This window comes from Hamadaea sp. (genome assembly GCF_013362815.1).
Taxonomy (GTDB): domain Bacteria; phylum Actinomycetota; class Actinomycetes; order Mycobacteriales; family Micromonosporaceae; genus Hamadaea.
In genome coordinates this window covers 1-24,307 of record NZ_JABFVK010000036.1, presented here as the reverse complement: position 1 = coordinate 24,307, position 24,307 = coordinate 1, and the positions used below count along the sequence as shown (strand labels likewise).

The following is a 24,307-nucleotide window of genomic DNA, read 5'->3' as shown; positions in this document are numbered from 1 at the left end:
GCGCTAGAGTCGAGGTTACTGATCGGTAACCGGCACACACCAAAGGGCTTGGGGAAGCGATGACGCACTACAAGAGCAACCTTCGGGACCTGGAGTTCAACCTCTTCGAGGTCTTCGAGACGCCGTTCGGGACCGGCCCCTACGCCGACGTCGACGCGGAGACCGCGCGGGGCGTGCTGGCCGAGGTCGACCGGCTGGCCCGCGTCGACCTCGCGGCGAGCTTCGCCGAGGCCGACCGCAATCCTCCGGTCTTCGACCCGGCGACGCACTCCGTGACCGTCCCGGACGCCTTCAAGAAGTCCTTCCAGGCGTTCATGGACTCCGAGTTCTGGCTGCTCGACCTGCCCTCGACGGTGGGCGGCACGCTCGCGCCGCGCAGCCTGTGGTGGACCATCGCCGAGATGGTGCTGGGCGCGAACCCGGCCGTCTGGATGTACTCGTCCGGCCCGTCCTTCGTGAACACCATCCTCTCGGAGGGCACGGACGAGCAGAAGAAGTGGGCGCAGATCTTCGTCGACCGCCGCTGGGGCTCGACGATGGTGCTCACCGAGCCGGACGCCGGTTCGGACGTCGGCGCCGGGCGCACGAAGGCGATCCCGCAGCCGGACGGCTCCTGGCACATCGAGGGCGTCAAGCGCTTCATCACCTCTGGTGATCAGGACATGACCGAGAACATCATCCACTACGTGCTCGCGCGGCCGGTCGACACGCCGGGAGCCGGCGGACCGGGGACCAAGGGCCTGTCGCTGTTCCTGGTGCCGAAGTTCCACTTCGACCCGGAATCGGGCGAGCTGGGCGAGCGCAATGGCGTCTACGCCACCAACGTCGAGCACAAGATGGGCCTGAAGGTCTCGGCCACCTGCGAGATGACCTTCGGCGGGCACGGCGTACCGGCCAAGGGCTGGCTGCTCGGCGAGGTGCACGAGGGCATCCGGCAGATGTTCCTCATCATCGAGAACGCCCGCATGATGGTCGGCACCAAGGCGATCAGCACCCTGTCGACCGGCTACCTCAACGCGCTCGAGTACGCCAAGGAGCGGGTCCAGGGCGGCGACCTCAAGTCGATGACCGACAAGACCGCCCCCCGCGTCACCATCACGCACCACCCCGACGTACGCCGGTCGCTGATGATGCAGAAGGCGTACGCCGAAGGGCTGCGCGCGCTCTACATCTACGCCGCGCAGTGGGCCGACAAGGCGCGCATCGCCGCCGCTGCCGGTGACACCGACGCCGCGAAGAAGGCGACGAAGATCAACGACCTGCTGCTGCCGCTCGTCAAGGGCGTCGGCTCGGAGAAGGCATTCGAGCTGCTCGGCTCGGAGTCGCTGCAGACCTTCGGCGGATCCGGCTTCCTCCAGGACTACCCGCTGGAGCAGTACGTCCGCGACTCGAAGATCGACTCCCTCTACGAGGGCACGACCGCGATCCAGAGCCTCGACCTGTTCTTCCGGAAGATCGTCCGGGACAACGGCAAGGCGATGCTCACGGTCGCGGCCGAGATCACCGAGTTCCTGTCGGACGACAACGAGAACAGCGAACTCAAGCAGGAGCGCGAAGCGCTGGGCAAGGCCGCCATGGAGTTCCAGCGCATGGTCGGCGTCCTGACCGGCTGGCTGGGCGAGGCGGCTGGCGGCGACCCCGACGCCGTCTACAAGGTCGGCCTGCACTCCCGCCGGCTGCTGTTGGCGCTCGGTGACCTGGTCATCGCGTGGCTGCTGCAGCGGCAGGCCACCGTCGCGCTGGCCGCGCTCAACGGCGAGGTCTCCGAGGCCGACCGGGCGTTCTACACCGGCAAGATCGCGGCGGCGAAGTTCTTCGCCTCCGAGGTGCTGCCCAAGCTCGGCGCGGACCGCCGCATCATCGAGGGTGCCTCGCTCGACCTGATGCAGCTCGACGAGGCCGCGTTCTAGGACCTCTCATGTGGACGGCGTCGGGCTGGAGGCTCGGCGCCGTCTGCCGTTCCGGTGAAGATTGCCACAACCTACGGTGTCGTAACCTACGGTGCCGTAACCTAGTGACGTGAGCATGACGGCTGACCTGAAGCAGAAGCTGAAGCCGATCGACATCGGCAAACCGCGGCTCCGCGGTTGGCTCCACGCGTACGCGTTCTTCATCGCACTCGCCTGCGGGGCGGTGCTCGTCACGCTGGCCGCCTTCCGGCCCGGCATCGCGCCGGTGGTCAGCGTCGCCGTCTACAGCGTCACCGTCTGCGGGCTCTTCGGGATCAGCGCGCTCTACCACCGTCGAGTGTGGAGCGAGCGTGGGTACCAGATCATGCGGCGGCTGGACCACGCCATGATCTTCATCTTCATCGCCGGGACGTACACGCCGTTCTGCGTACTGCTGCTGGACCAGGGCAAGGCGACCGTTCTGCTGCTCATCGTCTGGGCGGGCGCGATCGCGGGCGCAGCGGTGTCGTTGATCTGGCCGCATGCCCCCCGCTGGGTCTCCGCCCCGATGTACATCGCCCTCGGCTGGGTCGCCGTCGCCGTCCTGCCCGACATCCTGCACAACGGGGGAGTCGTCGCCCTCGTGCTGCTGCTGGTCGGTGGCCTGGCGTACACCGTCGGCGCGATCTTCTACGCGCTGCGCCGGCCGAACCCCTGGCCGACGATCTTCGGCCACCATGAGTTCTTCCACGCCTGCACCCTGCTCGCCGCCATCTGCCACCAGATCGCGGTGTACTTCGCCCTCTACGCCTGACTTCCTTCCCCGCTGCTTTCTGCGCGATCATGAACTTGTCGCCCTGATCGACCGGCGTGTCGTGTCCCCAGCGCCCTGATCGACTCCCTCAGCGGGTGATCAACTACTGAGACGGGCGTCGTCATGACGGCCGGGCCGGATTTCGCCCAGCCAAGGCCCTCGCCGCGGGAGGTCGATCACGGGCGCGGGGGATTGATCAGGGCGGCACAGACACGACACGCCGGTCGATCATGACCGAAGGTTCATGATCGCGCAGAAAGAACGGAGGCGCGGGGACGCCGTGGGTCGGCGGGGCTGCGGCGGATGGCGTGACGGCGGTGGGCTGCGAGCGTCGGTACGGTGGGCGAATGGATCTCAACGCGGACCTTGGTGAGGGCTTCGGACACTGGGCTCTCGGCGACGACGACGCCTTGTTAGCCGTCGTGACCAGTGCGAACGTGGCCTGCGGCTTCCACGCCGGCGACGCCGGGATCATGCGCCGGGTCTGTGCGGGCGCAGCCGAACGCGGCGTCACCATCGGGGCCCAGGTGGGGTACCGCGATCTGGCGGGGTTCGGCCGCCGGAAGATCGAGTACGAGCTTCCACAACTCCGGGACGAGCTCATCTACCAGGTCGGAGCGCTTCAGGCGTTGGCGGCCAGCGAGGGTGCCCCGGTCCGGTACGTGAAGCCGCACGGCGCGCTCTACCACGCGATCGAACATGTTCCGGCCGTCGTCGAAGCCACTCTCGCGGTGGGCTTGCCGTTGCTGTGCGCCCCGGAATCCGCTTTGTCGACAGAGGCCGCTGATTCCGGCGTACCAGTTGTGTTTGAGGGTTTCGCAGATCGCGCTTATCGCGCAGATGGCACGCTCCTGCCGCGCGGCAAGCCCGGCGCGGTGATCGGCGACATCGAGGAGGTCGTGGCCCGCGCTTTGCTCATGGCCGTGGACCAGCGGGTCATCGCGCTCGACGGCACGGTGGTCCCGCACAACGTCGACTCGATCTGCGTGCACGGTGACACGCCCGCGGCGGTCACTCTCGCTCATCGGGTACGCACAGCGCTGGAGTCCGCGGGGGTGGAGCTCCGTTCGGCGGTGTGACCGGGTCGTCTCGCCGCCCGAGGTCGGCATGCGGCAGGATTGTCGGATGCGAGTGAGGGCGCCGGAGTTGCGCGGTCGGGGCTGGTTGAACACGGGCGGCAAAGAGCTGAAGCTCGCCGACCTGCGGGGCAAGATCGTCGTCCTCGACTTCTGGACCTTCTGCTGCATCAACTGCCTGCACGTCCTGGACGAGCTGCGCCCGCTGGAGCAGAAGTACGCCGATGTGCTGACGATCATCGGGGTGCACTCGCCGAAGTTCGAGCACGAGAAGGATCCGGACGCGCTCGTGGCGGCCGTCGAGCGCTACGGCGTCGAGCACCCCGTGCTGGACGATCCGCAGCTCGAGATGTGGCAGCAGTACACGGCCAAGGCGTGGCCGACGCTCAGCGTCGTGGACCCCGAGGGTTACCTGGTCGCGAGCATGGCCGGCGAGGGGCACGCCGAGGGTCTCACCCGGCTGATCGAGCAGATCGTCGCCGAGCACGAGGCGAAGGGGACGCTGCACCGGGGCGAAGGTCCGTACGTGCCGCCGCTGCCCAGCAAGACGGCGTTGCGGTTCCCCGGCAAGGCCCTGGCGCTGCCCGGCGGCAGTGTGCTCGTCAGCGACTCCGCCCGGCATTCGCTCGTCGAACTCGAAGCCGACGGAGAAACGGTGCGACGCCGGATCGGCTCCGGTACGCGGGGCCGCGTCGACGGTGGGCCCGCCACGGCCGGCTTCTCCGAGCCGCAGGGGCTGTGCCTGCTCCCCGAGAAGGTCGCTGAGCAGGTCGGCTACGACGTCGTGGTCGCCGACACCGTCAACCACCTGCTCCGGGGCGTACGCCTCGAGACGGGGGAAGTGACCACGATCGCCGGCACGGGACGGCAGTGGCGCTCGACAGTGGACTTCCGTCCGCACGACGCGGTCAGCGTCGACCTGTCGTCCCCCTGGGACGTCGCCTGGTATGACGGTCGCATCGTGATCGCGATGGCGGGTATTCACCAGCTCTGGTGGTTCGACCCCATTCGGCGTACCGCCGGGGTGTATGCCGGAACCACCGTGGAAGCGTTGCGCGACGGAGACCTGGAGCAGGCGTGGCTGTCGCAGCCCTCGGGCCTGTCGGTCGCCGCGGACGGCAAGCGACTGTGGTTTGTGGACTCCGAGACGAGCGCGCTGCGGTATGTCGAGGGCAACCAACTGCACACCGCGGCGGGCCAAGGCCTGTTCGACTTCGGGCACGTCGACGGCCCGGCCGAGACCGCGCTGCTCCAGCACCCGCTCGGCGTCTGCGCGCTGCCCGACGGCTCGGTCCTGATCGCGGACACCTACAACGGCGCCATCCGCCGGTACGCCGACGGCCAGATCTCCACAGTGGAGAGTGGATTGGCCGAGCCCAGCGACGTGATCCTGACCGGCGACGGATCCGTCCTCGTGGTGGAATCGGCCGCCCACCGGCTGATCCGGCTCGCGCCGGGCGCGGTGGACTCCGTGGTCGACGGCGGTCGCCTCACCGTCGAGCGGCCAGCCACCCCGATCCGGTCCGGTGACGTCACACTGGAAATCCTGTTCACCCCGCCGCCCGGGCAGAAGCTCGACGAGACCTACGGGCCGTCCACTCGGCTGGAGGTGTCGGCCTCCCCGCCAGAACTGCTCCTGGCGGGCGCGGGCGTGACGACGTCGCTCGTTCGGCAGCTCGTCATCAATCCCGAGGTAGCGTCCGGCGTACTTCAGGTCGTGGCGCAGGCGGCCACCTGTGACGCCGACGTCGAACACGCCGCCTGCCACCTCGCTCGGCAGGACTGGGGCGTACCTGTGACTGTTGACGCCTCCGCTTCCGACCGGGTGGCGCTCGCTTTGCTCGCTCGCTGACCCGCTGTTCCTACGGCGCTGCACGCTGGGCCAGGCTTCGCGCTGGATCAGGGTTCTGGGTCGAATCTTGCAGGATGATTCGACCGCGAACCCCGATCCAGCGCTGATCTTCGGGCGCGTGATAGCTACGCGACGTCGAACGTGTAGTCGGTGTACGTGAGCCAATTGCCGTCGGCGTCGACCGCCCACACCGTCAGGACGTGGGATCCGGCCGAAGTCGGCGTCCAGGACACCTTGGCCGTGCCGTCCGCCCCAGCGGCGGTCGTCGCGTACTCGCCATAGTCGAACTGGTAGGTGTAGGCGGCAGTCCCCGGAAGTCGAGGTGCGAGGACGAACACAGCTTCCTCGCCCACTCCGTTGACGGTGCCGGTCACCTTCGGGCCGGTCAGCAACGAGAGAAAGACCTTGTACTCCGGGCTGACCCAGCCGTTTGCGCTGCGGCCGCGTACTGCGAGTTCGGCGATGTCGGATCCCTCGGCGATGATCGTGACCTCAGCGGTGCCGTCAGGCCCAGGCGTCACCGTCCACTGCCGATCATCCAGGCGGTAGGAGTACTCGACGATCGGCGAGATTCCGGGGTGCGGGGTGAACCGCACGGTCAACCGGCTGCCGTAGTCGACCTCGTAGACGCCGGAGGGGCTTTCCGCCCCGTCGACGGTCAGCCGGGGCGAGGTGTCGGCCACGAAGACGCGGTAGGTGGCCTGCGGTCCGACGTTACCGGCCGCATCGATGCTGCGTACGTAGAGGGTGTTGACGTTGCCGGGCGGGGACAGCATGACCGAGGCTGATCCGCCGGGCGCGTTCGCCCGCACGTAGCCGGGTAGGTCGAACGGGTCATGCCAGATCGGTGTACCACGGTCGTCGGTCGACACCACCGGCACGCCGAAGGAGCCGGTCCAGTTGTACTGGAAGCCGACGACATCGGTGTCTCCACCGGCGGACAACGTGAAGGCGCCCGGCGTACCGCCCGGTGCCCACTCCGACTCAGGGAAGGTTGGGCTGACGATCTGCGGCGCCGACGCCGGGTTCACCGCGTCGATGGTGATGGCACAGGTCGCCGACCACTCGGAGTAGTCCGAACCGTCGAAGACCCGCGTTTGCCAGTTGTAGGTCCGGCCCTGGGCGAACAGCGATGACGGCGCGAACACTCCCGACTGATACCCGTTGCGGGCGCGCTCGGTCAGAACCGTCCGTTGCTCGGGGTGGTCGGCGGGCCAGATCGCCCACTCGGCGGTGAGGTTGTACTCGTCGTGGCTGTCCGCGTCGGCGAACATGGCCGACAGCGTCATTCCGCTGCTAGGCAAGGGACTCGGCCGCGGTTCGCGTGAGCAGGGACGGTACGCCGTGAAGAGCTTGGTCGAGTCCACCGTAGGCGGAGTATTCGAGGCGACCGACAGCGCGATGCTGTTGCCACTGTTCAAAATCGACCGGCCGTAGGCGACGTCGCCTTCGACGTCGGCGCCCACCCGGATCTCCAGCGACACACTGCGCCGCCCGACGAGCACCGCGTTACGCACGAGTTCGGTGACCTCGGTCCCGATGATGCGTGGGCAGATGCCCTCCCCGACCCGGTCTGCGCCGAGCATGGCCACCTCGGTCGGCGGGTTCGCCCACGTCACCGGGCCGTTCGTGGTGGACCAGATCTCGACGGACCGCTTGGAACAGTCTGCGACCTTTCGCTCCTCGAAGTACACGTTCGCTGCAGAGACCTTCTTGCCGACGTACGCGGACAGGTCGAAGGTCACATAGGACCGAGAGATGTGGTGCTTGCCGTCGGCGTCCCGCCACGAACCGAGCGGTGCGGTACCGAGGTTGCGGTCGAGGACGTTCACTCCCGTCCCAGGATCCCGGGAATCGGTGTAGACCCAGGCGCTGAGCGGGGCACGATCGGTGTACGCGTGCGCGGCGGCGGGCGCAGCGGTGACCGCCGTCCAGCCCGTCACCGCCAGCGTGGTCGTGAGGACGGCAGCGGAAAGCCTTCGTCCGGCGGTCGGAATATTCACTTGGTCCTCCCCGTGCTCAGATCACGGATGTGTGATCTGAGCAGCATCGTAGGGGAGGCGCGCTCATCCTGACGCCCCGCAGAGAACACCGATCTGCTCAGGCGGCGACCGGCTGGGCCTTGTTCACCACTTCGGTCCGCGGCGCTTCGAGGCCATCCTGCTCCGGCGTGATCAGACGGCGAAGCGACAGCGCGAGAACCGAGGCGACGAGGCAGCCGCCGACGGTCAGCGCCACCCAGATGCCCGCATGTCCGCCCGCGATCAGCGGCGCGGCGGTCACCGGGCCGACGATGCCGCTGATGCTCCAGACCATGGAGCCCAATGCGTTGAACCGGCCACGCAGTTCGTCCGTGGCGAGCGCGTTGATCAGCGTCGGGTTCACCGGCGAGATGAGCGTCTCTCCGAAGGCGAAGACCGCGGCGCAGGCGATGACGGCGATGCTGGAGATCACCGCGTTGCGTCCGTCGACCACTCCGGCGATGCCGAGGATGAGCCAAGAGGCGCCCATGATCAGCCCGACGAGGGCGAGTACGCGAGTCCGGCTGCGTCCCTGGATGAGTCGGACCACGATGAGCTGCGCCAGCACGATGACCAGGGTGTTCGCCGTGAAAGCCAGGGCGACGACCCGCTCCTTGACGTGGGCGACGTCGATGGCGAAGGCGGTGAAGCCGACCTCGATCTGGGCGTACCCACTGATGGTCATGACGACGCTGAAGGCGAGCAGCCGCCGAAAGCCGGGGTGCGAGAAGACCTCCCGATAGCCGGCCTTGCGGGCGACCGGCTGATCCGAAGTGCTCGGCACGGCGAGCCGTTGGCCCACTCCGCGCATGAACAGCAGGTTCAGGAACGGAATCAGGTACGCGATCGCGTCGACCGAGTAGATCAGTTGGAACGTGCTCGGCCGCTCGATGTCCACGATGGCGCCTGCGATCACCGAGCCGACGCCGATGCCGAGGTTGAGCAGCGTGAAGTTGAGGCCGAACGTCTTCTGCCGTTCGTGCTCCTCGGTGACCGAGGAGAGGATGACGTTGAGGCCCGCCCAGATGATGCCGCCACCCAGGCCGATCAGCGTCGCGGCGGCGAAGGCCAGCGTGACGTTGTGCACCAGACCCATGCCGAAGACCCCGGCCGCCTCGACGAGCAGCATCGGGACGACGATCCGGCGCGCGCCGAACCGGTCGACCGCCCAGCCCCCTATCGGCCCGATGACCAGGGCGCAGACCGCGATCCACCCGATGACGAGGCCGGCGGTGAACGCCGAGATGTCCCGGACCTTCGTCAGGTAGATGAACATGAAGGGCAGCGTGAGGCCTCGGCCGATCGCCGAGAAGATCGTGGCCAGCAGGATGCGCCGGGCCTCGGCACGCTGAGGCAGCAGGTGGTGCAGCATGAAGCCATCCTCGCGGCCGGGTACGACACTCGGCCAGCGAGTTACCGTAAGGCGTGTCAGTGATCACACGCCTTACGGATGGCGGTCAGCTCAGCGGTTCCAGACAGTAGATGTCCGAACCCTGCGTCAACGCGTCGTTCTGGGGGTTCGGGCAGTCCTTCTGATCGGCGACCTTCTTCACGATCTTGAACGAGCCCGTTCCGGCGGAACCGCAGTCGACGACCGACGCCGAATTACCGCTCCGCTGTACGCACTGACCGACCGCCAGCGAGCTGTCGCTCCCACCGCCGAAGACCTTGTTCACCGCGAACAACACACCGAAGGCGACACCGATCAGCAGTACGCAGGCGGCGATGACCATGACGAGGACCTTCGCCGTGCCACCCTTGCTCGGGGCCGGCTCCGGTTCGGCGGTGAACTTGTCGAACCGGTTCTGTTCCGAGCCGGTCGGCTGCGTGGGCTGCTGCGGCGGTACGCCGGCCGGGCGTTGCTGCGGGATCGACGGCGGGGCGGCGGCCGGAGCCGGGTCACCCCACCCGCCGGTGGACTGCGTACCGGTCGGCTGGGTGGGCGGAGCCGAGGCGGCTTGCGGCGGCCCCATCAAGTCGCTGTACGCCGACATTCCAGCGCCGCGCCCAGCCGGGGCCGGGCTGACGGGCGGCTGCATCGGGGCCGGGGGCTGCTCGGGAGCAGACGGCTGAGTCGGCGTCGCCGCAGGTGCGGCCGAGCCGTACACACCCGGTTGTGCGGCAGCGCCACCGCCGTAGACCGTGGGCTGCGCCGGTGCGCCATAGACCCCGGGCTGGCCGGAAGTCTGCGGTACGCCGCCCACCTCAGCAGGCGAGACGCGGCCGACCGACACCGAAGCCCGGGCGGAGGCCTGGGCAGGCCGGCTCGGCGGACCGGCCTGGGCCGGGATCTGCGCAGAAGGCTGTTCGGGCTGCATCGTGGGCGTCCCGTATTGACCGGGAGCCGGGGAGCCGTAGGCCGCCGGGGCCGGTGCAGGCGGTGCCATGGGCACATTCGAAACCGGCCCCGGTTCCGCCGAGCTCATGGATTGCGACGCGGGTCCCGTTGCTTCCGGTGCCGGGGTGACCGGCTGCGAGGTCGTCGAACCGTAGACCCGGCCGGTGCCCCGCGACGGCGGAACGGCCTCAGCGGGTGGAGCGATCCGGCTGGCGACCGGGACGGCGGCCTTCGCGACCGTGCCCGCAGCGACCGGTGGGGTCGTCGGTGCGGGCCCGGGGTTCTCCGCGACGGGCGCAGGGGCACCGTACGCAGCCGCTGAGTCGCCATAGGACGGTTCGGGCTCGCTGAACGCCGGCGCGGACGCACCATAGCCGCCGCCGCTCGACGGAGTCGAGGCGGACGTGCCGTCGTACCCGCCGCCGCTGGACGGGGCGGCTGTGCCGTAAACGTCCGCACCGCTGGACGGGGTCGAGGCGAACGTGCCGTCGTACCCGCCGCCGCTGGACGGCATGGATGCGCCGTAAACGCCGCCGCCGCTCGAAGGGGTCGAGGCGGACGTGCCGTCGTACCCGCCGCCGCTGGACGGCGTGGACGCACCATAGACGCCACCGCCGCTGGACGGCGTGGAAGATCCGTAAACGCCGCCGCCGCTGGACGGGGCGGCTGTGCCGTAAACGTCCGCACCGCTGGACGGGGTCGAGGCGAACGTGCCGTCGTACCCGCCGCCGCTGGACGGCGTGGATGCACCATAGACGCCACCGCCGCTGGACGGCGGGGACGCACCATAGATGCCGCCACCGCCCGACGGGGCCGGCGATGGAGTAGACGCCGGGGCCGGAGCCGACGAGCCGTAAACGCCCCCGCTCGGCGAGATCGGCTCCTCGAACACCGAGGTGTAGGACCGCTCCTGATCGGGACCGGCTTCACCGCCGCCTTCGCCGCCGAACGGGGACCAGCCGGTCGAGTTCGCCTCGGGGATCTCGAACGCCCAGCTTCCGGTGCGGCCTTCCGGCGTACTGGAGGACGCCTGGGTGGGCGCGGCGGGCGGTGCGGCACGCGGCGGCTCCTCGACCGGTGGCGGGCCGCTCGGTGCGAAGGACTGCCAGGCCGGGGGCGACGACTGCGCCCAGGCCGGGGACTCCTCCGGGCGGGCGGCGGACCAGGCGTCGGGGGCGGGCTCGGCCGGGTTGGGCAACGGGACCACCGCGGGTGGCGGAACGTACACCGATTCGCCGGGTTGCGGCGCGAACGACGTGTGCTGCACCGGCGGCGGGTCGTACGAAGGAGCCGGTGGCTGGTACGACGAGACAGGCGGGTCGTACGAAGGAGCCGGTGGCTCGTACGCAGAAGCAGCCGGCGGCTCATAGGCGGACGCGGGGGCGTCGTGGGACGGCGTACTGGTGTCCGGCGGGAAGCCGCCGAACGCCGGCGCGGCGGAGGCTCCCGTGGGAGCGGCGTCGGCCGCCTCGTCCGCGCCGAACATCGGGAACGGCGAGGACGCCGCTTCGTTCCGCTGCCCCGGCGCGAAGTCCGGGAAGTCCTCGGCGTTCGGCGGTGTGCCGAACACGCCGTAGCGGTCCGACCCGGCGTCGCCTGCGCGGTCGGGGAACTCGGACGTCATTCGCGCGCCTCCTTCACGTACCGGTCGTACCGTACCGGTCCACAGCGCAGACGGGAACCCGGGCCTTGGGCCGACCTAGTCGCCCATGCCTGACGGTAAATCCGGACATACCAACAAAACCGCAGGTCAGCCGCGGGGTGTGACGGCCACCAGCAACTCTGGTCCCCGGCGGTCGACCGCGTCGCCTCCGATGGTCACCCCGAGCCAGACCGCACCCAGTCCGTACGCGAGCCCGACGGGCAGGGCGAGCCAAGTCCACAGCTTTCCGGTCAGGGCCGCCGCCAGGATCAGCGGCGAGCTGAGGGCCACCGAGCCGATCATCGCGACCAGCGCGAGCAGACTCTTGGCCAGACCGCCACCGGTGTTGACGGCGAACGGGTTCGACGTCTCGGGCAGGGCGTACGCACCGTAGACGCTGACGAGGACGCAGGCCGCGAGGCTGACCCCGTACGCACCCAGCAGCGTGCCGATCCGCGCCGGCACCTCCGACGGCTTCCCGGCGAGCACGGTCACCAGGATCGAGATGACCACGATCAGCGGGACGATGTAGACGGAGTAGCCGATGATGCGGCTGCGTACCTCCCGCCGCCCCGGTACGCCGGTGGCCAGGTGTAACGCGTACGCCGTCCCGTCGAAGCCGAACTGGTTGGCCATCGCGATCGCGCCCAGTACGCCCACGAACACCATCGTCGCGGTGTGGATCGCTGGATTGTCCGGCAAGGCTTGGAAGTCCGCGTCGTCGCCCACGAGACCGGCCGGGCTGCTGCCGAGGTTGACCAGGACCGGAAGGAAGACCCCCAGGACGGCGAAGGTGATCAGGTTCGCCCGGCGTCGGGTGTCCCGCCACCAATAGCGCGCCTCGCGTACGACCATCGTTCCTTCGGCGGTGGCCGGTATCCAGCGCAACCGGCCGAAGAGCCGGGCCACCGGTGCAGCCGATCCGGCCGCGCGCCGAGGGCCGGAGGCGTCGGTCGCGCCGAGCATCGCCCGCTCGATCGTCGCCGACCACCACCAGAGCAGCAGCGCTGTGGTCACCGCGCCGATTCCGATCTTGCCGATGGCCGCCAAATAGTCGCCGTGAGCTGCGGAGACCGACGCCGACCACGGTGCGGCCAGCGGCGTCCAGCCCAGGATGTCGGCGAAGCGTTCCAACCGGGAGAAGTCGGCGCGGGAGAGCGCGGAGATGCCGAAGATCTGCGCCGGCCCGAGTAAGGCGGCCAGCAGTGCGAGCCCGATCGCGGCGAGATCGCGTACCCGTCGAGATCCGAGGAGATTGGCGAACGCGCTGGTGACCGAGCGGGAGAGCGCGACGCACATGAGCAGCCCGACCACGACGCCGAGCGCGCTGACCAGGGCCGGAAGCACCCCGTAGCCGATCGCGGTGCCTACCACCAGGCCGGCGGTCGCGAGCAGGGTGGCGGCCACCGGTACGCCGATCAGCGCGGCCGTGAGCAGCCCGCCGATCAGCGTGCGCCGAGGGATCGGGAGCAGGGCGAACTTGGCCGGTGTGAGCGTCTCGTCCACCCCGAACCAGAGCAGCGGCCCGAACAGCCAGCCGAGCACCAGCAACGCCCCGGCAAAGGCTGGCACCAGCGCTGTGAGCTCGGGGTACGCCGGTTGCATCGAGGCGATCAGCGCCAGGCAGCCGCCACCACCGAACCACACGCCGAAGAACAGCGACAGCACGAACATGACGACCCGGGCCGGTTTGCCGCGAAAGCCGTTGCGTAGCACCCGGAGTTTGAGTCGCGCGAAGAGGCTCACAGCCATTGGAGTTCCTCGCCGGTCGCGATGCGTCCGCCGACCACCTCGACGAAGACGTCCTCCAGCTCGCGTCCGCCGGTGACCTGCTCCAGCGGGCCGACGGTGCGGATGCGGCCGTCCGCCATGATCGCGACGTGGCTGCACAGCCGCTCGACGACCTCCATGACGTGGCTGGAGAAGATCACCGTCCCGCCACCTTGGACATACCGCTGGAGGATGTCGCGGATCAACGACCCGCTCACCGGGTCGACCGCCTCGAACGGCTCGTCCAGCACCAGCAGGCGCGGCGCGTGCAGCAAGGCACAGGCCAACGCGATCTTCTTCTTCATGCCCGCGGAGTAGTCGATCACCAGCGTGCGGCCCGCGTCGGCCAGGGCCAGGACGTCCAGCAACTCCTTCGCGCGCTGGTCCACGACCGCGCGATCCATGCCGCGCAACATCCCCGTGTACGCGAGAAGCTCGGCCCCGTCCAGCCGGTCGAAGAGGCGTACGCCGTCGGGCATCACCCCGAGCAGAGCTTTGGCCCGGACGGGATCCACCCACACGTCGTGCCCGAGAACCTCAGCGGTGCCCTGGTCGGGACGCAGCAGTCCGACCGCCATGCTCAGCGTCGTCGTCTTACCCGCGCCGTTCGGGCCGAGCAGTCCGAAGAAGCTTCCCGTGGGAACGTCGAGATCGAGGCCGGCCACGGCGACCTTCTGATCGAACCGCTTGACGAGGCCGTGCAGGGCAAGTGCAGTCACGAGTTGAGCTTAAGGTCCGCCCGCTCCTTTACTCCCTGCCTCTTCTGTGCTGGATCAGGGATCACGGCCGAATCTATCCCCAAGATTCGACACAGATCCCTGATCAGGCGCTGAGCGGAGGCAGCGCCCGGCGCAGGCCGGGGATCAGAAGACGGCGCAGGGCGTCAGGAGACGGCGCGGAGCGCCTCCGGCGCGTGCAGTCGGAACATGATCTGCCGGATGTCGGCCGGCACCCGATGCTGGGTGGCCAGGGACACCGCGACCATTACGGCGAACGCGAGCGGCACCGTCCACGCCGCCGGCTGTGCGATGAGCTCGCCGAGCATCCCGGGCAAAACCGGGCCGAAGACGGTGACCAGCACCGACGCGGCCGCAGCTCCGCCACCGGCCAGTACGCCCGCCGCCGCGCCCAGATCGGTCAGCCCTCGCCACCACGTGCCGAGCACGAGGAGCGGGCAGAAGCTGGAAGCCGCCACGGCGAACGCCAGACCGACCACTTGCGACACGTTCAGCCCCGTGATGTTCAGGGCGAGCACCAGGGGAACCGTCCCACCGAGGACGGCGGCGACCCGGAAGGCGCGTACGGAACCGCGGCCGAACACGTCCGTGGCGAGCACCCCGGCGACTGCGGTGAGCAGCCCGGACGCGGTCGACAGGAACGCCGCGAAGGCCCCGGCCGCCACGAGCGCGCCGAGCAGTTGCCCCAGTACGCCGGCGCCCAAAGCCCGTTCCGGCAACAGCAGGACGACGGCGTCGTTGCGGCCGGAGGCGAGCTCGGGTGTCCAGATGCGCCCGAGGACTCCGTAGAGCGTGGGGAAGAGGTAGAACGCCCCGACCAGACCGAGCACCACGAGGGTCGTACGCCGAGCGGCCGAACCGTCGGGGTTGGTGTAGAAGCGTACGAGGACGTGGGGGAGGCCCATCGTGCCCAGAAACGTCGCGAGCATCAGTGAATAGGTGCTGAACAAACCTCGTTTGCCACCCTCGCTCGGGAGCAGCCATTCCAGCGGCGCGGGCACGTGCGGCTGCCCCGTCGAGCGCCAGTGCAGCACGAGGAAGATGGCGGGAACCGCGAGCGCGGTGAGCTTCAGCCAGTACTGGAAGGCCTGCACGAAGGTGATCGCGCGCATGCCGCCGAAGGCCACGTTCGCGGTGACCACGCTCGCGACCAGCACCGATCCCGCCCAATACGGCGAGCCTGTCACGGTCGCCAGGGTCAACCCGGCTCCCTGGAACTGCGGCACGAGATAGAGCCAGCCGATGAAGACGACGAAGCCGGTGGCCAGTTTGCGCAGTCGCCGCGAACCCAGTCTGAGCTGGCAGAAGTCGGGCAGCGTGAAGGCGCCCGAGCGGCGTAGCGGCGCGGCGACGAACAACAGCAGGGCCAGGTAGCCCGCCGCGAAACCGACCGGATACCAGAGCATGTCGACGCCGTACCGCAGGATCAGCCCCGCGACCCCGAGAAAGCTCGCCGCGCTGAGGTATTCCCCGCCGATCGCGGCCGCGTTCCACGTCGGGCTGATCACCCGCGAAGCCACCAGGAAATCGCTGGTGGTCCGGGCCAGCCGCAGGCCGTAGGCCCCGATCGCCAAGGTCGCGAGGGTCACCACGCCGATCGCGGGCAACAGGTAGGGGTTGCTCACCGCCGATCACCGCCGGCATCGCGGTGGAGCGCGGCGCTGAGTCGATGCTCGCGGCGTTGCAGCGCCGCGAAGTCAGTTTCATTGCGGTCCGCGAGGCGCACGAAGGCCACGCCCACGCCGATCAAGAAGGGGTACGCGAGAAAGCCCAGCAGAAGCCACGGTAACCGGAATCCGGCGATCCTGACTTCCCCGAAGCTCGGCGCCAGGCTGAACAGCAGCGGCAACGAGCCGAGCCCGACCAGCACCACGACGGCGAGCCGGAGGGCGAGCGCGAGCTGGGCCCGGACGAGTCCCCGGAGCAGGACGTCTTGGACGGCCGCCGGATCGGCCGGATCGCCACCGTGCCGCGGTGCGGCGATCTCGGCCAGCACCACCCGGGTCCGGACCGGAGTCGCCGGCTCAGTAGGCCGCTGAGCAGGCAACTCGGAACCGTCCGGGGGTGGCGGTGTCATGCCGGGAGTCTATCGACGAGGCCCGACACCGCCAGCCCCTCAGCGGCTGGTCTTCATCGGCGGTAGTCGTAGCCCCGACGGCCCTGGCAGGGGCCGAAGCCGTTCGGATACTTCTCGGCGAGGATGCGCCGAGCCTCCTCCCGGCCCCAGTTCCACTCGTACCAGTCGTCCTTGTCGTCCGTCAGTTCCTTGTCGATGTCGCCGAGGACGCAGTTGCGGGCGTTCTCGGGGAGGTTGACCAGGGCAGGCACGGCGTCGGCAGACAGCGAACCGAGGTACCAGAGGTCGATCTTCTCGCCCGCCTGGTACCGCTTGATGTTGTGCTCGGCGATGTAGTGCTCCGGGTTGAGCACGGCCGCGCCGAGGAGCATGACGACCCAGATTCCGAGGACGGCCCGGGACAGCCAGGGCGCCTTCATCTTCCAGCCGGCCAGGAGCACGAGCAGGAAGCTGATGCCGAGGAAGATTTCCAGCATCGCGACGGCGAAGCGCTCCCGAGTCATCCCGTAGGTGTCGACGTAGAGCTGCAGCCGGGTCAACGCCGAAACCACGATGACGATGCTCAGTACGCACAAAGTCCCGAGCAGCACCTGCAAAGTCAGCCGCTCGCGACGCTGCTCCTTGTGCCCCCAGCGGGCGGCAGCCGCCACGATCACGAGGGTGAGCAGCGAGACCACCACCAGCTGCCGGAAGCCGCCCACGGCGTACTTGGCATAGGTGACCTGCGAATGCTCCAGGATGTAGGTGTTGCCGCCGAACAACGCCGTGAACTGCACGGCGACGAAGCCGACGAAGAGCAGGGCGAGCCCGGCCAGCGGCAACGCGAGCAGGTCGCGGCCGAACAGCGGGCGGCCCGGGCTCTCCATGCCGCGCAGGTCCGGCGGGTTGCTGGCGAGGAACACGCCGCCTGCCGCGAGGAGCAGCCCGACGCCGAGCAGGAAGATCCGCAGAATCACGTTTCCGGCGTTCCAGTCCGGAATGATCTTGCCGATGCGCCCGAAGAAGGCGCCCAAGTAGTGGGCGAAGACCGCGTCGGCCGAGGCGAACAGCGCCCCGAAGATCAGCAGCAGGACGACCATGATGACGACCGAGAGCATGAGGTTTGCGTTCCGCTTGGACCGGGCGGTCGCTGCGGCGGCGTCACCGTCCTGCCCGGCCGCCCGCCGCCGCTCGGCCCGCCGGGCGGCGAGACCGGCCATGCTCTGCGCCACCCAGGGAATGCTGCGGAACCCGGCGATCGGCGCGGCTATCACGCCGAACAGCATGGCCCGGACCGACTTGCCGCCGGCGGCGGCCAGCGACGCACAGGCGAGCGCGCCGATGACGAAGTAGAAGGTGAGCAGCCCCGACGCCCGGATCGCGCTCATCGCCAGGAGCGCCAGCGCGGCCAGACCCCAGACGCCGCGCATGATCCGGTCGTTGCGGCTGACCTCGGCGTCGCTCCGCCAGGCGGCGTACCCGACGCCCAGGGCGGCGGCGAGACCGGCGATCGGCCAGCCGATGCCCGGCTTGCTCAGGGGCAGGGCCAGGGCGAAGCCCAGTCCGCCGAGCAGGATGCCCAGCAACGCCAACGCCGGAGCCGGCTTCTGCGGCCCCCGCCAGCGGGTCTGGGTGAAGCTCGGGGGCGGCGGACGGCGTACGACGCCGGGTTGGTTGGTCCAGTAGCCGGGTCCAGGGACCGGCGGGTAGCCGGGCTGTCCCGGTGGCGCCGGGTAACCAGGCTGACCCGGTTGCGGTGCGTAGCCGGGCGGCGGGGCCTGCGGCGGTACGGCGAACACCGGAGCGCCCTGCGGCGCGGGCGGCTGCGTCGTAACCGCCTGCGCGGCTGCCGGGGCCGCGGCCTGCGCGGGTCCGGCTTGCGCAGCGACAACCGGCGCGGCTTCCGGCTCGGTCGCCACTGCTGGCTCGGTCGGTACAGCAGACGCGGCTTCGGATACGACCGGCGCGGCGACCGCGGCCGCCTTCTCGGCCGGGGCGGCCTTCTTCACGGGAGTGGCCTTGCCGGCGGGCGCGGCCTTCTTGGCCGGGGTCGCCTTCTTCGCCGGAGTCGCCGCTGGATCGGGCCCCGCCCCCGGATCAGCCCCCGCGGCCGCCTTCTTCGCCGGCCGGGCGCGTTTCGCCGGCGGCGGGGCGGGCTCCGGCTCGGCCGGCCCGTCGGGCGTTCCCAAGCGGGCTTCCGGTCCGTCCGGAGTGGACGGTGTCGCCGCTTCGGGCGACAGGGGCTGATCGGGGGTTTCAGACATCCGGTTTCTCCTGTCAGACCAGTTGGGTCCGTCACGGCGGACTGGACTGTAACTGGAAGGAGGCTCAGGTGGGGGTCCCGCGTTGCCAGCCCTGCTTGGCGGCGCGGACGAGTCGATCTTTCAACTCACGGGTATGCCGCCGGCTTACCGGCAGCTCAGCGCCGTCGACGACGACGACATAACCGGTGTTGGTCAGCCGGAGTTCACCTATAAGTCTGATCTGGACCAGGTACGAACGGTGGATACGCACGAAACCCGCGTCAGCCCAGCGTTCGGCCAATGTCGCCAGTGGCACCCGGACCAGGTGAGACCCGTTCGAGGTATGCAGCCGGGCGTAGTCGCCCTGGGCTTCGACCCAGCGGACCGCCGAGCGGGGCAGCATCTTCGTGACCCCGGCCAGCTCGACGGGGATCGAGACGTCCTCGCCGGCCGGTGTCGGGGGTGCGATCGGGAGCACGAGCCGGGCGACGACTCGGCGTACGGACTCGGCGAGGCGGTCGGCCCGGATGGGTTTGCGGACGTAATCCACGACTCCGAGGTCGAAGGCGTCCACGGCTGCATCGTCGTACGCCGTCACGAACACCACGGCGGGGGGCCGGGCGAATCGGCGGAGCACCCGGGCCAGCTCCAACCCGTCGAGGCCGGGCATGCGGATGTCGAGGAACACCGCGTCGACCTCGTGATCACGCAGGATCCGGAGCGCGTCCGTGGCATCCGCAGCGGTATGCAGCCGGGCGACCCGAGGGTCGGCGCGCAGGAGATAAGCCAGCTCGTCGAGGGCGGGCGGCTCGTCGTCGACCGCCAGTACGCGCAAGAAAGCCGGAACGTCGGGCGAAGTCACGTGATCACCGTCCGGCGGCCGCTCATGCCGACACTCCGGGGTGGAACTTCGGAATCCGCAGGTTGACCTTCGTTCCCGCACCCAGCGCGGTCTCCACTATCAGCCCGAACCGATCTCCGAAGACCGACCGCAGCCGTTCGTCCACATTGGCCAGACCAACGTGCTGGCCGGCTTCGTCGTCCTCGGTCATCTGGTCACCGCCTCCGGGCCGTCGCGCCAAGACAGCCGGGTCCATCCCGACACCGTCGTCCTCCACCGTGATGTGGCACTCCGAGCCCGCGTCCTCGGCTTCGATCCGCAGATTACCCACCCCGGGTTTGCGGGACAGCCCGTGGCGCACGGCGTTTTCGACGAGTGGTTGCAGGCAGAGGAACGGCAACGTCACGGGCAGTACCTCGGGCGCGATGCGGAGGCGTACCTGGAGCCGGTCGCCGAATCGGGCGCGCTCGATGGTCAGGTAGCGGTCGATCGAGCGCAGTTCCTCGGCCAGCGTCGTGAACTCGCCGTGCGCCCGAAACGAGTAGCGGGTGAACTCGGCGAACTCTTCCAGCAAGTCCCGGGCCCGGTCGGGGTCGGTCCGCACGAAGGAGGCGATCGCGGTCAGCGCGTTGTAGATGAAATGCGGGCTGATCTGGGCGCGCAGCGCGCGTACCTCGGCTCGGGCGAGCCGGGCCCGTGAGCGGTCCAGCTCGGCTAGCGCCAGCTGGGCCGACACCCAGCGGCCGGTCTCCAGCGTCGCCTGCACCAATCCGGGCGCCGGGCGATCGGAGGTCACTGCGGTCAGCGCCGCCCGCGCGGTCACGCCGTCGCCGGTCAACGGCACGATGACCGCGCCACGCACGGGGCAGTCGATCCGTTCGCAGGGCAGCTCTTCCATCGTCAGCACACTGGTACGCCCCGAGCGGATGCCGGCGCTCGCCGCCGCCACGAGCTGCCCCGAATGGTGGCCGCCGAGGCCGTCCAACGCGAGTTGCGTACCGTCCTCGTAAAGCCCGAGACCGGCCGACCCGATCAGGGGACGGAGATGGCGTACCGCCCGGGTCGCCGAAGCCGGAGTGAGACCGGCCCGCAGTGGCTCCGCGGCCAGGCCCGCCGCGTGGAGGACTTCGTAGGTGGCCCGCTGGGCCGCGGTGGCGATGCGCGGACGGCGACGGAGCCGCACGACCGCGCCCACCGCGAGCGCCAAGGCCAGGACGAGCGCGAGCGCGGCGAGTGCGGTGGGCATGCCGGCCGCGGAGCTAGTACGCGCCCTTGCGCGCGAAGACCACGCCGACCGTCCGCCAGAGGATGGCGAGGTCGTAGGCGAGCGACCAGTTGTCCACGTAGTACAGGTCCAGCCGCACCGCCTCCTCCCAGGTCGTGTCGGAGCGACCGGAGACCTGCCAGAGCCCGGTCATGCCGGGACGCACGAGCAGGCGGCGGCGCGCCGGGCCTTCGAAGTCATCGTCGCCCGCAGGCAGCGGACGCGGCCCGACCAGCGACATCTCACCCAGCACGACGTTGATCAGCTGCGGCAGCTCGTCGAGCGAGGAGGCGCGTAGGAACCGCCCGATCGGCGTGACCCGCGGGTCGTCCTTCATCTTGAAGAGAAGTCCGTCGCTCTCGTTGAGGTCGACCAGGGTGGCCAGGCGCTCCTCGGCGTCGGTGTACATGGTCCGGAACTTCCAGACCCGGAAGGTGCGGCCCTCGTGACCGATCCGCTTCTGCCGGAAGAAGATCGGGCCGGGGTCGGTGATCTTGATGGCGAGCCCGATGATCGCGAAGATCGGCAGCAGCGCGATCAGGCCGAGGATGGCGCAGATCCGGTCCATCGCGTTCTTCGCCAGCAGCGAGACGCCGGACAGGGTCGGCTCCTCGACGTGCAGCAGCGGCAGGCCCTCGATCGGGCGGATGTGCACCCGGGGCCCGGCGATGTCGGTGATCTGCGGCGCGACGACCAGGTCGACGCCGGAGCCTTCGAGTTCCCAGGCCAACTCGCGGAGCTTGCCCGGCTCGGAGTTGGCCGAGCCGCAGATCGCGATGGTGTCCGCGCCGACCTCGTGCACCAGCCCGATGATGTTCCGGTTGGTGTAGACGGGGATGGGCACCTGGGCTCGGCGCGCCGCCGAGACGCCGTCGGTCAGGTGGATCGCGACCGGCTGCAGACCCGCAGCGGGGCTGCGATTGACGATCTTGTAGACGTAAAGCGTCTCCTGGAGCGTGCCGACCAGCAGCGTGCGGTGGTTGGCGTGGCGGATGCGCCGCCGGATGAAGTGCAGCGCCCGGCGGGCCAGCCCGCGCAGGATCAGCATGTAGATCAGCGCGCCGAGGACGGCGGTCAGCACGGACCACCGCGACAGCAGCACACGGAAACCGAAGGCGGCGACCGAGACGGTGGCCAGCACGGCGACTCCGGCCCGGACGACGCGTTTGAACTCGTCGGCCCCGATGCCGAGGCGGCGGCGGTCATACGCGCCATTGCCCCAGAGCAGAACGATCCAGCAGAGCGGCAGGGCGCCGTACGCGATCTCGTCGAAGAACGGCACGTTGAGACCGGTGCTCGCCCGGGTCTCCCACCAGGTGACGGCGGTGTAGCTGCCGAGCGTGGCGGCGACGTAGTCGAGGACGATCAGCACCAGGATGTAGGGCCGGTGCCACCGGGCCAGCCGGGGACGCGTACGCACCCAGACTGAGCGCGCGACGCCGTTGTACTTCTTCCGCGTTCCGTTGAGCGCGGCAGCCCGGCGTCCGGCGCTGGTTCTTGGCCCACCGTCGGTGGGCTGAGCTGGGGAATCTCCGGCAGGCGGAATCGTCGGAAGCTCTTGCGTCGGCTCCGACTCGGTGCGTCCCGCGACCTCTGGAGGTTTCTTGAGACTCGTCGTCACCTCACCCGGGTCCTCCCGTGCCACATTCGCCAGTCTTCCATTCCCGCCACCGAGACAGGGCTCACATATGGTCGGGAGGAAGCCCGAGTCACTATACCGACGTTTGGTGGGTACGGAAGAGGGCTGATCATGCAGTGACTCTGAGTTCCCCGCACGTCACCTCAAGAGTTTGGACAGCCTGCGGTCGGCGAGCGGCTTCCCGCCGGTCTGACAGGTCGGGCAGTACTGCAGGCTGGAATCGGCGAACGAGACTTCCCGGACGGTGTCTCCGCAGATCGGACAGGGCTGCCCGGTCCGCCCGTGTACGCGCAACCCGCCCTTCTTCTCGCCCTTCAGGGTGGCCGCCTGCTGCCCGACCGACCGGTTCATCGCGTCGGTGAGCGTGTCGATCATGGCGTCGTAAAGCGCCTTGATCTGAGCGTCGGTGAGCTTCCCGGTCAGCGCGAACGGCGACAACTTCGCGACGTGCAGGATCTCGTCCGAGTACGCGTTGCCGACTCCGGCGATGATCCGCTGGTTCCGGAGGACTCCCTTGATCTGCCCGGACTGGCGGCGTACGAGCTCCGCGAAGTCGTCCAGGCTGAGCCCGAGCGGCTCCGGCCCCAGCGACGCGACCTGGGGAATCGACTGCGGATCCCGGACCAGATAGACGGCCAGCTTCTTCTGCGTGCCCGCCTCGGTCAGGTCGAAGCCGGAACCGTCGTCCAGGCGTACGCGCAGCGCGATCGGGCCCTTGCCGGGCTTGAGCGGGGTGGCCGAGGTGAACGTCTCCCGATAATGCAGCCACCCGGCCCGGGCCAGGTGCGTCACCAGCATGAGGTCTTCACCGAGGTGGATCTCCAGGAACTTGCCGCGCCGGCCCGCGCCGGTGACCGTCCGGCCGACCGCAGCCGTCACCGGTGGATCGAACGTCTTCAGGGCGCTGATCGCCGAGACTTCGATCCTGCTCACGGTATGACCCACCGCACGCTCGCGCAGGAAGGCGGCGAGCGCTTCGACTTCGGGCAGCTCTGGCACCCGTCCAAGTTACCCCGGCCGATAAGGTTCTACAGGTGTCCGGGACCTGGAGACGAGGCTGGATCATCGCCGCCTTCGCTGTTGCGTTGGCGGCGCTGATGGCCCTGCATGCGTACGTCCCGAACGGAGTGCGCAACCTGGGCAGCCTGCTGGAGACCTTCCTGCCCTGGCTCGGGCTGCCCATCCCGATCCTGGCCGGGCTGGCGATCTACCGGCGCTCGGCCCCCGCCGGCATCGCCGTGCTGCTGCCGATCGTCGTCTGGCTCGGCCTGTTCGGCGAGATCGTCCTCCCGGCGAAGGGCGGCGGTTCTCACGACCTGCGTGTGGTCAGCAACAACGTGCTCGCCGCGAACGAAGATCCGGCCGCCACCAGCCGGGCGCTCATCGCCGCCGATCCCGACGTCATCGGGCTGCAGGAGATCCCCGCCGGGGCGGTCTCGGCGTACGAGGACGCACTGGCTTCGGCGTACCGGTATCACGTGGTCCGGGGGACCGTCGGCCTCTGGAGCCGCTATCCGATCGCCGATTCCAGCGCGGTCGATCTGCGGCTCGGCTGGGACCGGGCCCTCCGCGCCGAGGTACGCGCCCCGGCCGGAACGGTGGCGGTCTACGTCGCCCACATGCCCTCGGTCCGGGTCGACGTCGACCAGGGGTTCACCGCCGACCAGCGCGACGACAGCGCGGAAGCGCTCGGCGAGGCGCTCGCGGACGAGGAGATTCCGCGAGTGGTCCTGCTGGCCGACCTCAACGGCAGCGTCTACGACCGGGCGCTCTCGCCGATCACCGCCCAGCTCGAGTCCGCACAGGCCGCCGCGGGCAACGGCTTCGGCTTCAGCTGGCCCGCCGGTTTCCCGCTGGCGCGCATCGACCACGTCCTCATCCGGGGCGTGACCGCTGCCAACGCCTGGGTGCTGCCCGCCGACGGCAGCGATCATCGGCCGGTCGCGGCGGACCTTCGCCTGTCTTAGCCCCCGCTGCCGGCATGGAGCTTTGTCCCGGGGACTGCGCGTTATCCCGGGATAACGCGGCCTTCCGCGCTGGTGGTTTCAAGGGATCGTTGCAACACCTCTGATCTTGGAGGTGTTGCAACATGTCGAAGGGTGGACGTCCGCGGCGGCCCAGGTCG

17 protein-coding genes are annotated in these 24,307 nt (G+C 69.5%); 5 read left to right on the top strand and 12 right to left on the bottom strand.

Annotation, left to right across the window (positions count from 1 at the left end; translation table 11 throughout):
• The first annotated feature begins 59 nt into the window (after positions 1–59).
• The 4 genes from HOV77_RS18360 to HOV77_RS18345 all read left to right on the top strand — a co-directional run bounded on the left by HOV77_RS18360 (position 60) and on the right by HOV77_RS18345 (position 5,631).
• Positions 60–1,910, top strand: coding sequence for an acyl-CoA dehydrogenase (locus HOV77_RS18360; RefSeq protein ID WP_290863637.1), 1,851 nt, complete (start codon positions 60–62; stop codon positions 1,908–1,910).
• A gap of 115 nt (positions 1,911–2,025) precedes the next feature.
• On the top strand, positions 2,026–2,703 hold the full coding sequence (locus HOV77_RS18355) for a hemolysin III family protein (protein WP_290863656.1): 678 nt from the start codon (positions 2,026–2,028) through the stop codon (positions 2,701–2,703).
• A gap of 347 nt (positions 2,704–3,050) precedes the next feature.
• The gene (locus tag HOV77_RS18350; RefSeq protein WP_290863636.1) at positions 3,051–3,782 is read left to right on the top strand and encodes a 5-oxoprolinase subunit PxpA; all 732 of its coding nucleotides are present in this window, start codon (positions 3,051–3,053) and stop codon (positions 3,780–3,782) included.
• 46 nt (positions 3,783–3,828) lie between these two features.
• Positions 3,829–5,631 carry an NHL domain-containing thioredoxin family protein gene (locus HOV77_RS18345; RefSeq protein WP_290863635.1) on the top strand — a complete coding sequence of 601 codons (1,803 nt, stop codon included), beginning with the start codon at positions 3,829–3,831 and terminating at the stop codon, positions 5,629–5,631.
• Positions 5,632–5,756: 125 nt separating this feature from the next.
• Here the strand turns inward: HOV77_RS18345 and HOV77_RS18340 are convergent, their stop codons facing one another.
• The 12 genes from HOV77_RS18340 to HOV77_RS18285 all read right to left on the bottom strand — a co-directional run bounded on the left by HOV77_RS18340 (position 5,757) and on the right by HOV77_RS18285 (position 23,181).
• Positions 5,757–7,634 (bottom strand): hypothetical protein, encoded by a 1,878-nt coding sequence (locus tag HOV77_RS18340; protein WP_290863634.1) that lies wholly within the window; start codon positions 7,632–7,634, stop codon positions 5,757–5,759.
• A 97-nt stretch (positions 7,635–7,731) separates the two neighbouring features.
• Complete coding sequence (locus HOV77_RS18335; RefSeq protein WP_290863633.1) at positions 7,732–9,024, bottom strand: MFS transporter; 1,293 nt, start codon at positions 9,022–9,024, stop codon at positions 7,732–7,734.
• 85 nt (positions 9,025–9,109) lie between these two features.
• On the bottom strand, positions 9,110–11,614 hold the full coding sequence (locus HOV77_RS18330; RefSeq protein WP_290863632.1) for a hypothetical protein: 2,505 nt from the start codon (positions 11,612–11,614) through the stop codon (positions 9,110–9,112).
• 126 nt (positions 11,615–11,740) lie between these two features.
• On the bottom strand, positions 11,741–13,384 hold the full coding sequence (locus HOV77_RS18325) for an ABC transporter permease (RefSeq protein WP_290863631.1): 1,644 nt from the start codon (positions 13,382–13,384) through the stop codon (positions 11,741–11,743).
• The gene (locus HOV77_RS18320; protein WP_290863630.1) at positions 13,375–14,121 is read right to left on the bottom strand and encodes an ABC transporter ATP-binding protein; all 747 of its coding nucleotides are present in this window, start codon (positions 14,119–14,121) and stop codon (positions 13,375–13,377) included. The genes HOV77_RS18325 and HOV77_RS18320 overlap by 10 nt, the downstream gene beginning before the upstream one ends.
• A gap of 164 nt (positions 14,122–14,285) precedes the next feature.
• Positions 14,286–15,764, bottom strand: coding sequence for a cation acetate symporter (locus HOV77_RS18315; protein ID WP_290863629.1), 1,479 nt, complete (start codon positions 15,762–15,764; stop codon positions 14,286–14,288).
• On the bottom strand, positions 15,761–16,216 hold the full coding sequence (locus HOV77_RS18310) for a hypothetical protein (protein WP_290863628.1): 456 nt from the start codon (positions 16,214–16,216) through the stop codon (positions 15,761–15,763). Before HOV77_RS18310 ends, HOV77_RS18315 begins: the two co-directional genes overlap by 4 nt.
• Before the next feature lie 53 nt (positions 16,217–16,269).
• Positions 16,270–18,459: a DUF4173 domain-containing protein gene (locus tag HOV77_RS18305; protein WP_290863627.1), complete on the bottom strand. Its 2,190-nt coding sequence runs from the start codon at positions 18,457–18,459 to the stop codon at positions 16,270–16,272.
• A gap of 64 nt (positions 18,460–18,523) precedes the next feature.
• A complete protein-coding gene (locus HOV77_RS18300; RefSeq protein WP_290863626.1) occupies positions 18,524–19,300 on the bottom strand; it encodes a LytTR family DNA-binding domain-containing protein in 777 nt (258 codons plus the stop codon).
• A gap of 22 nt (positions 19,301–19,322) precedes the next feature.
• On the bottom strand, positions 19,323–20,525 hold the full coding sequence (locus HOV77_RS18295; RefSeq protein ID WP_290863625.1) for a histidine kinase: 1,203 nt from the start codon (positions 20,523–20,525) through the stop codon (positions 19,323–19,325).
• 13 nt (positions 20,526–20,538) lie between these two features.
• Positions 20,539–22,188 (bottom strand): sugar transferase, encoded by a 1,650-nt coding sequence (locus HOV77_RS18290; RefSeq protein WP_290863624.1) that lies wholly within the window; start codon positions 22,186–22,188, stop codon positions 20,539–20,541.
• Positions 22,189–22,320: 132 nt separating this feature from the next.
• Positions 22,321–23,181 carry a DNA-formamidopyrimidine glycosylase family protein gene (locus HOV77_RS18285; RefSeq protein WP_290863623.1) on the bottom strand — a complete coding sequence of 287 codons (861 nt, stop codon included), beginning with the start codon at positions 23,179–23,181 and terminating at the stop codon, positions 22,321–22,323.
• 35 nt (positions 23,182–23,216) lie between these two features.
• On the opposite strand from HOV77_RS18285, the gene HOV77_RS18280 reads away from it, so the two are divergent.
• Entirely contained in the window at positions 23,217–24,149 is a 933-nt protein-coding gene (locus HOV77_RS18280) for an endonuclease/exonuclease/phosphatase family protein (RefSeq protein WP_290863622.1), read from the top strand.
• Positions 24,150–24,307 lie beyond the last annotated feature (158 nt).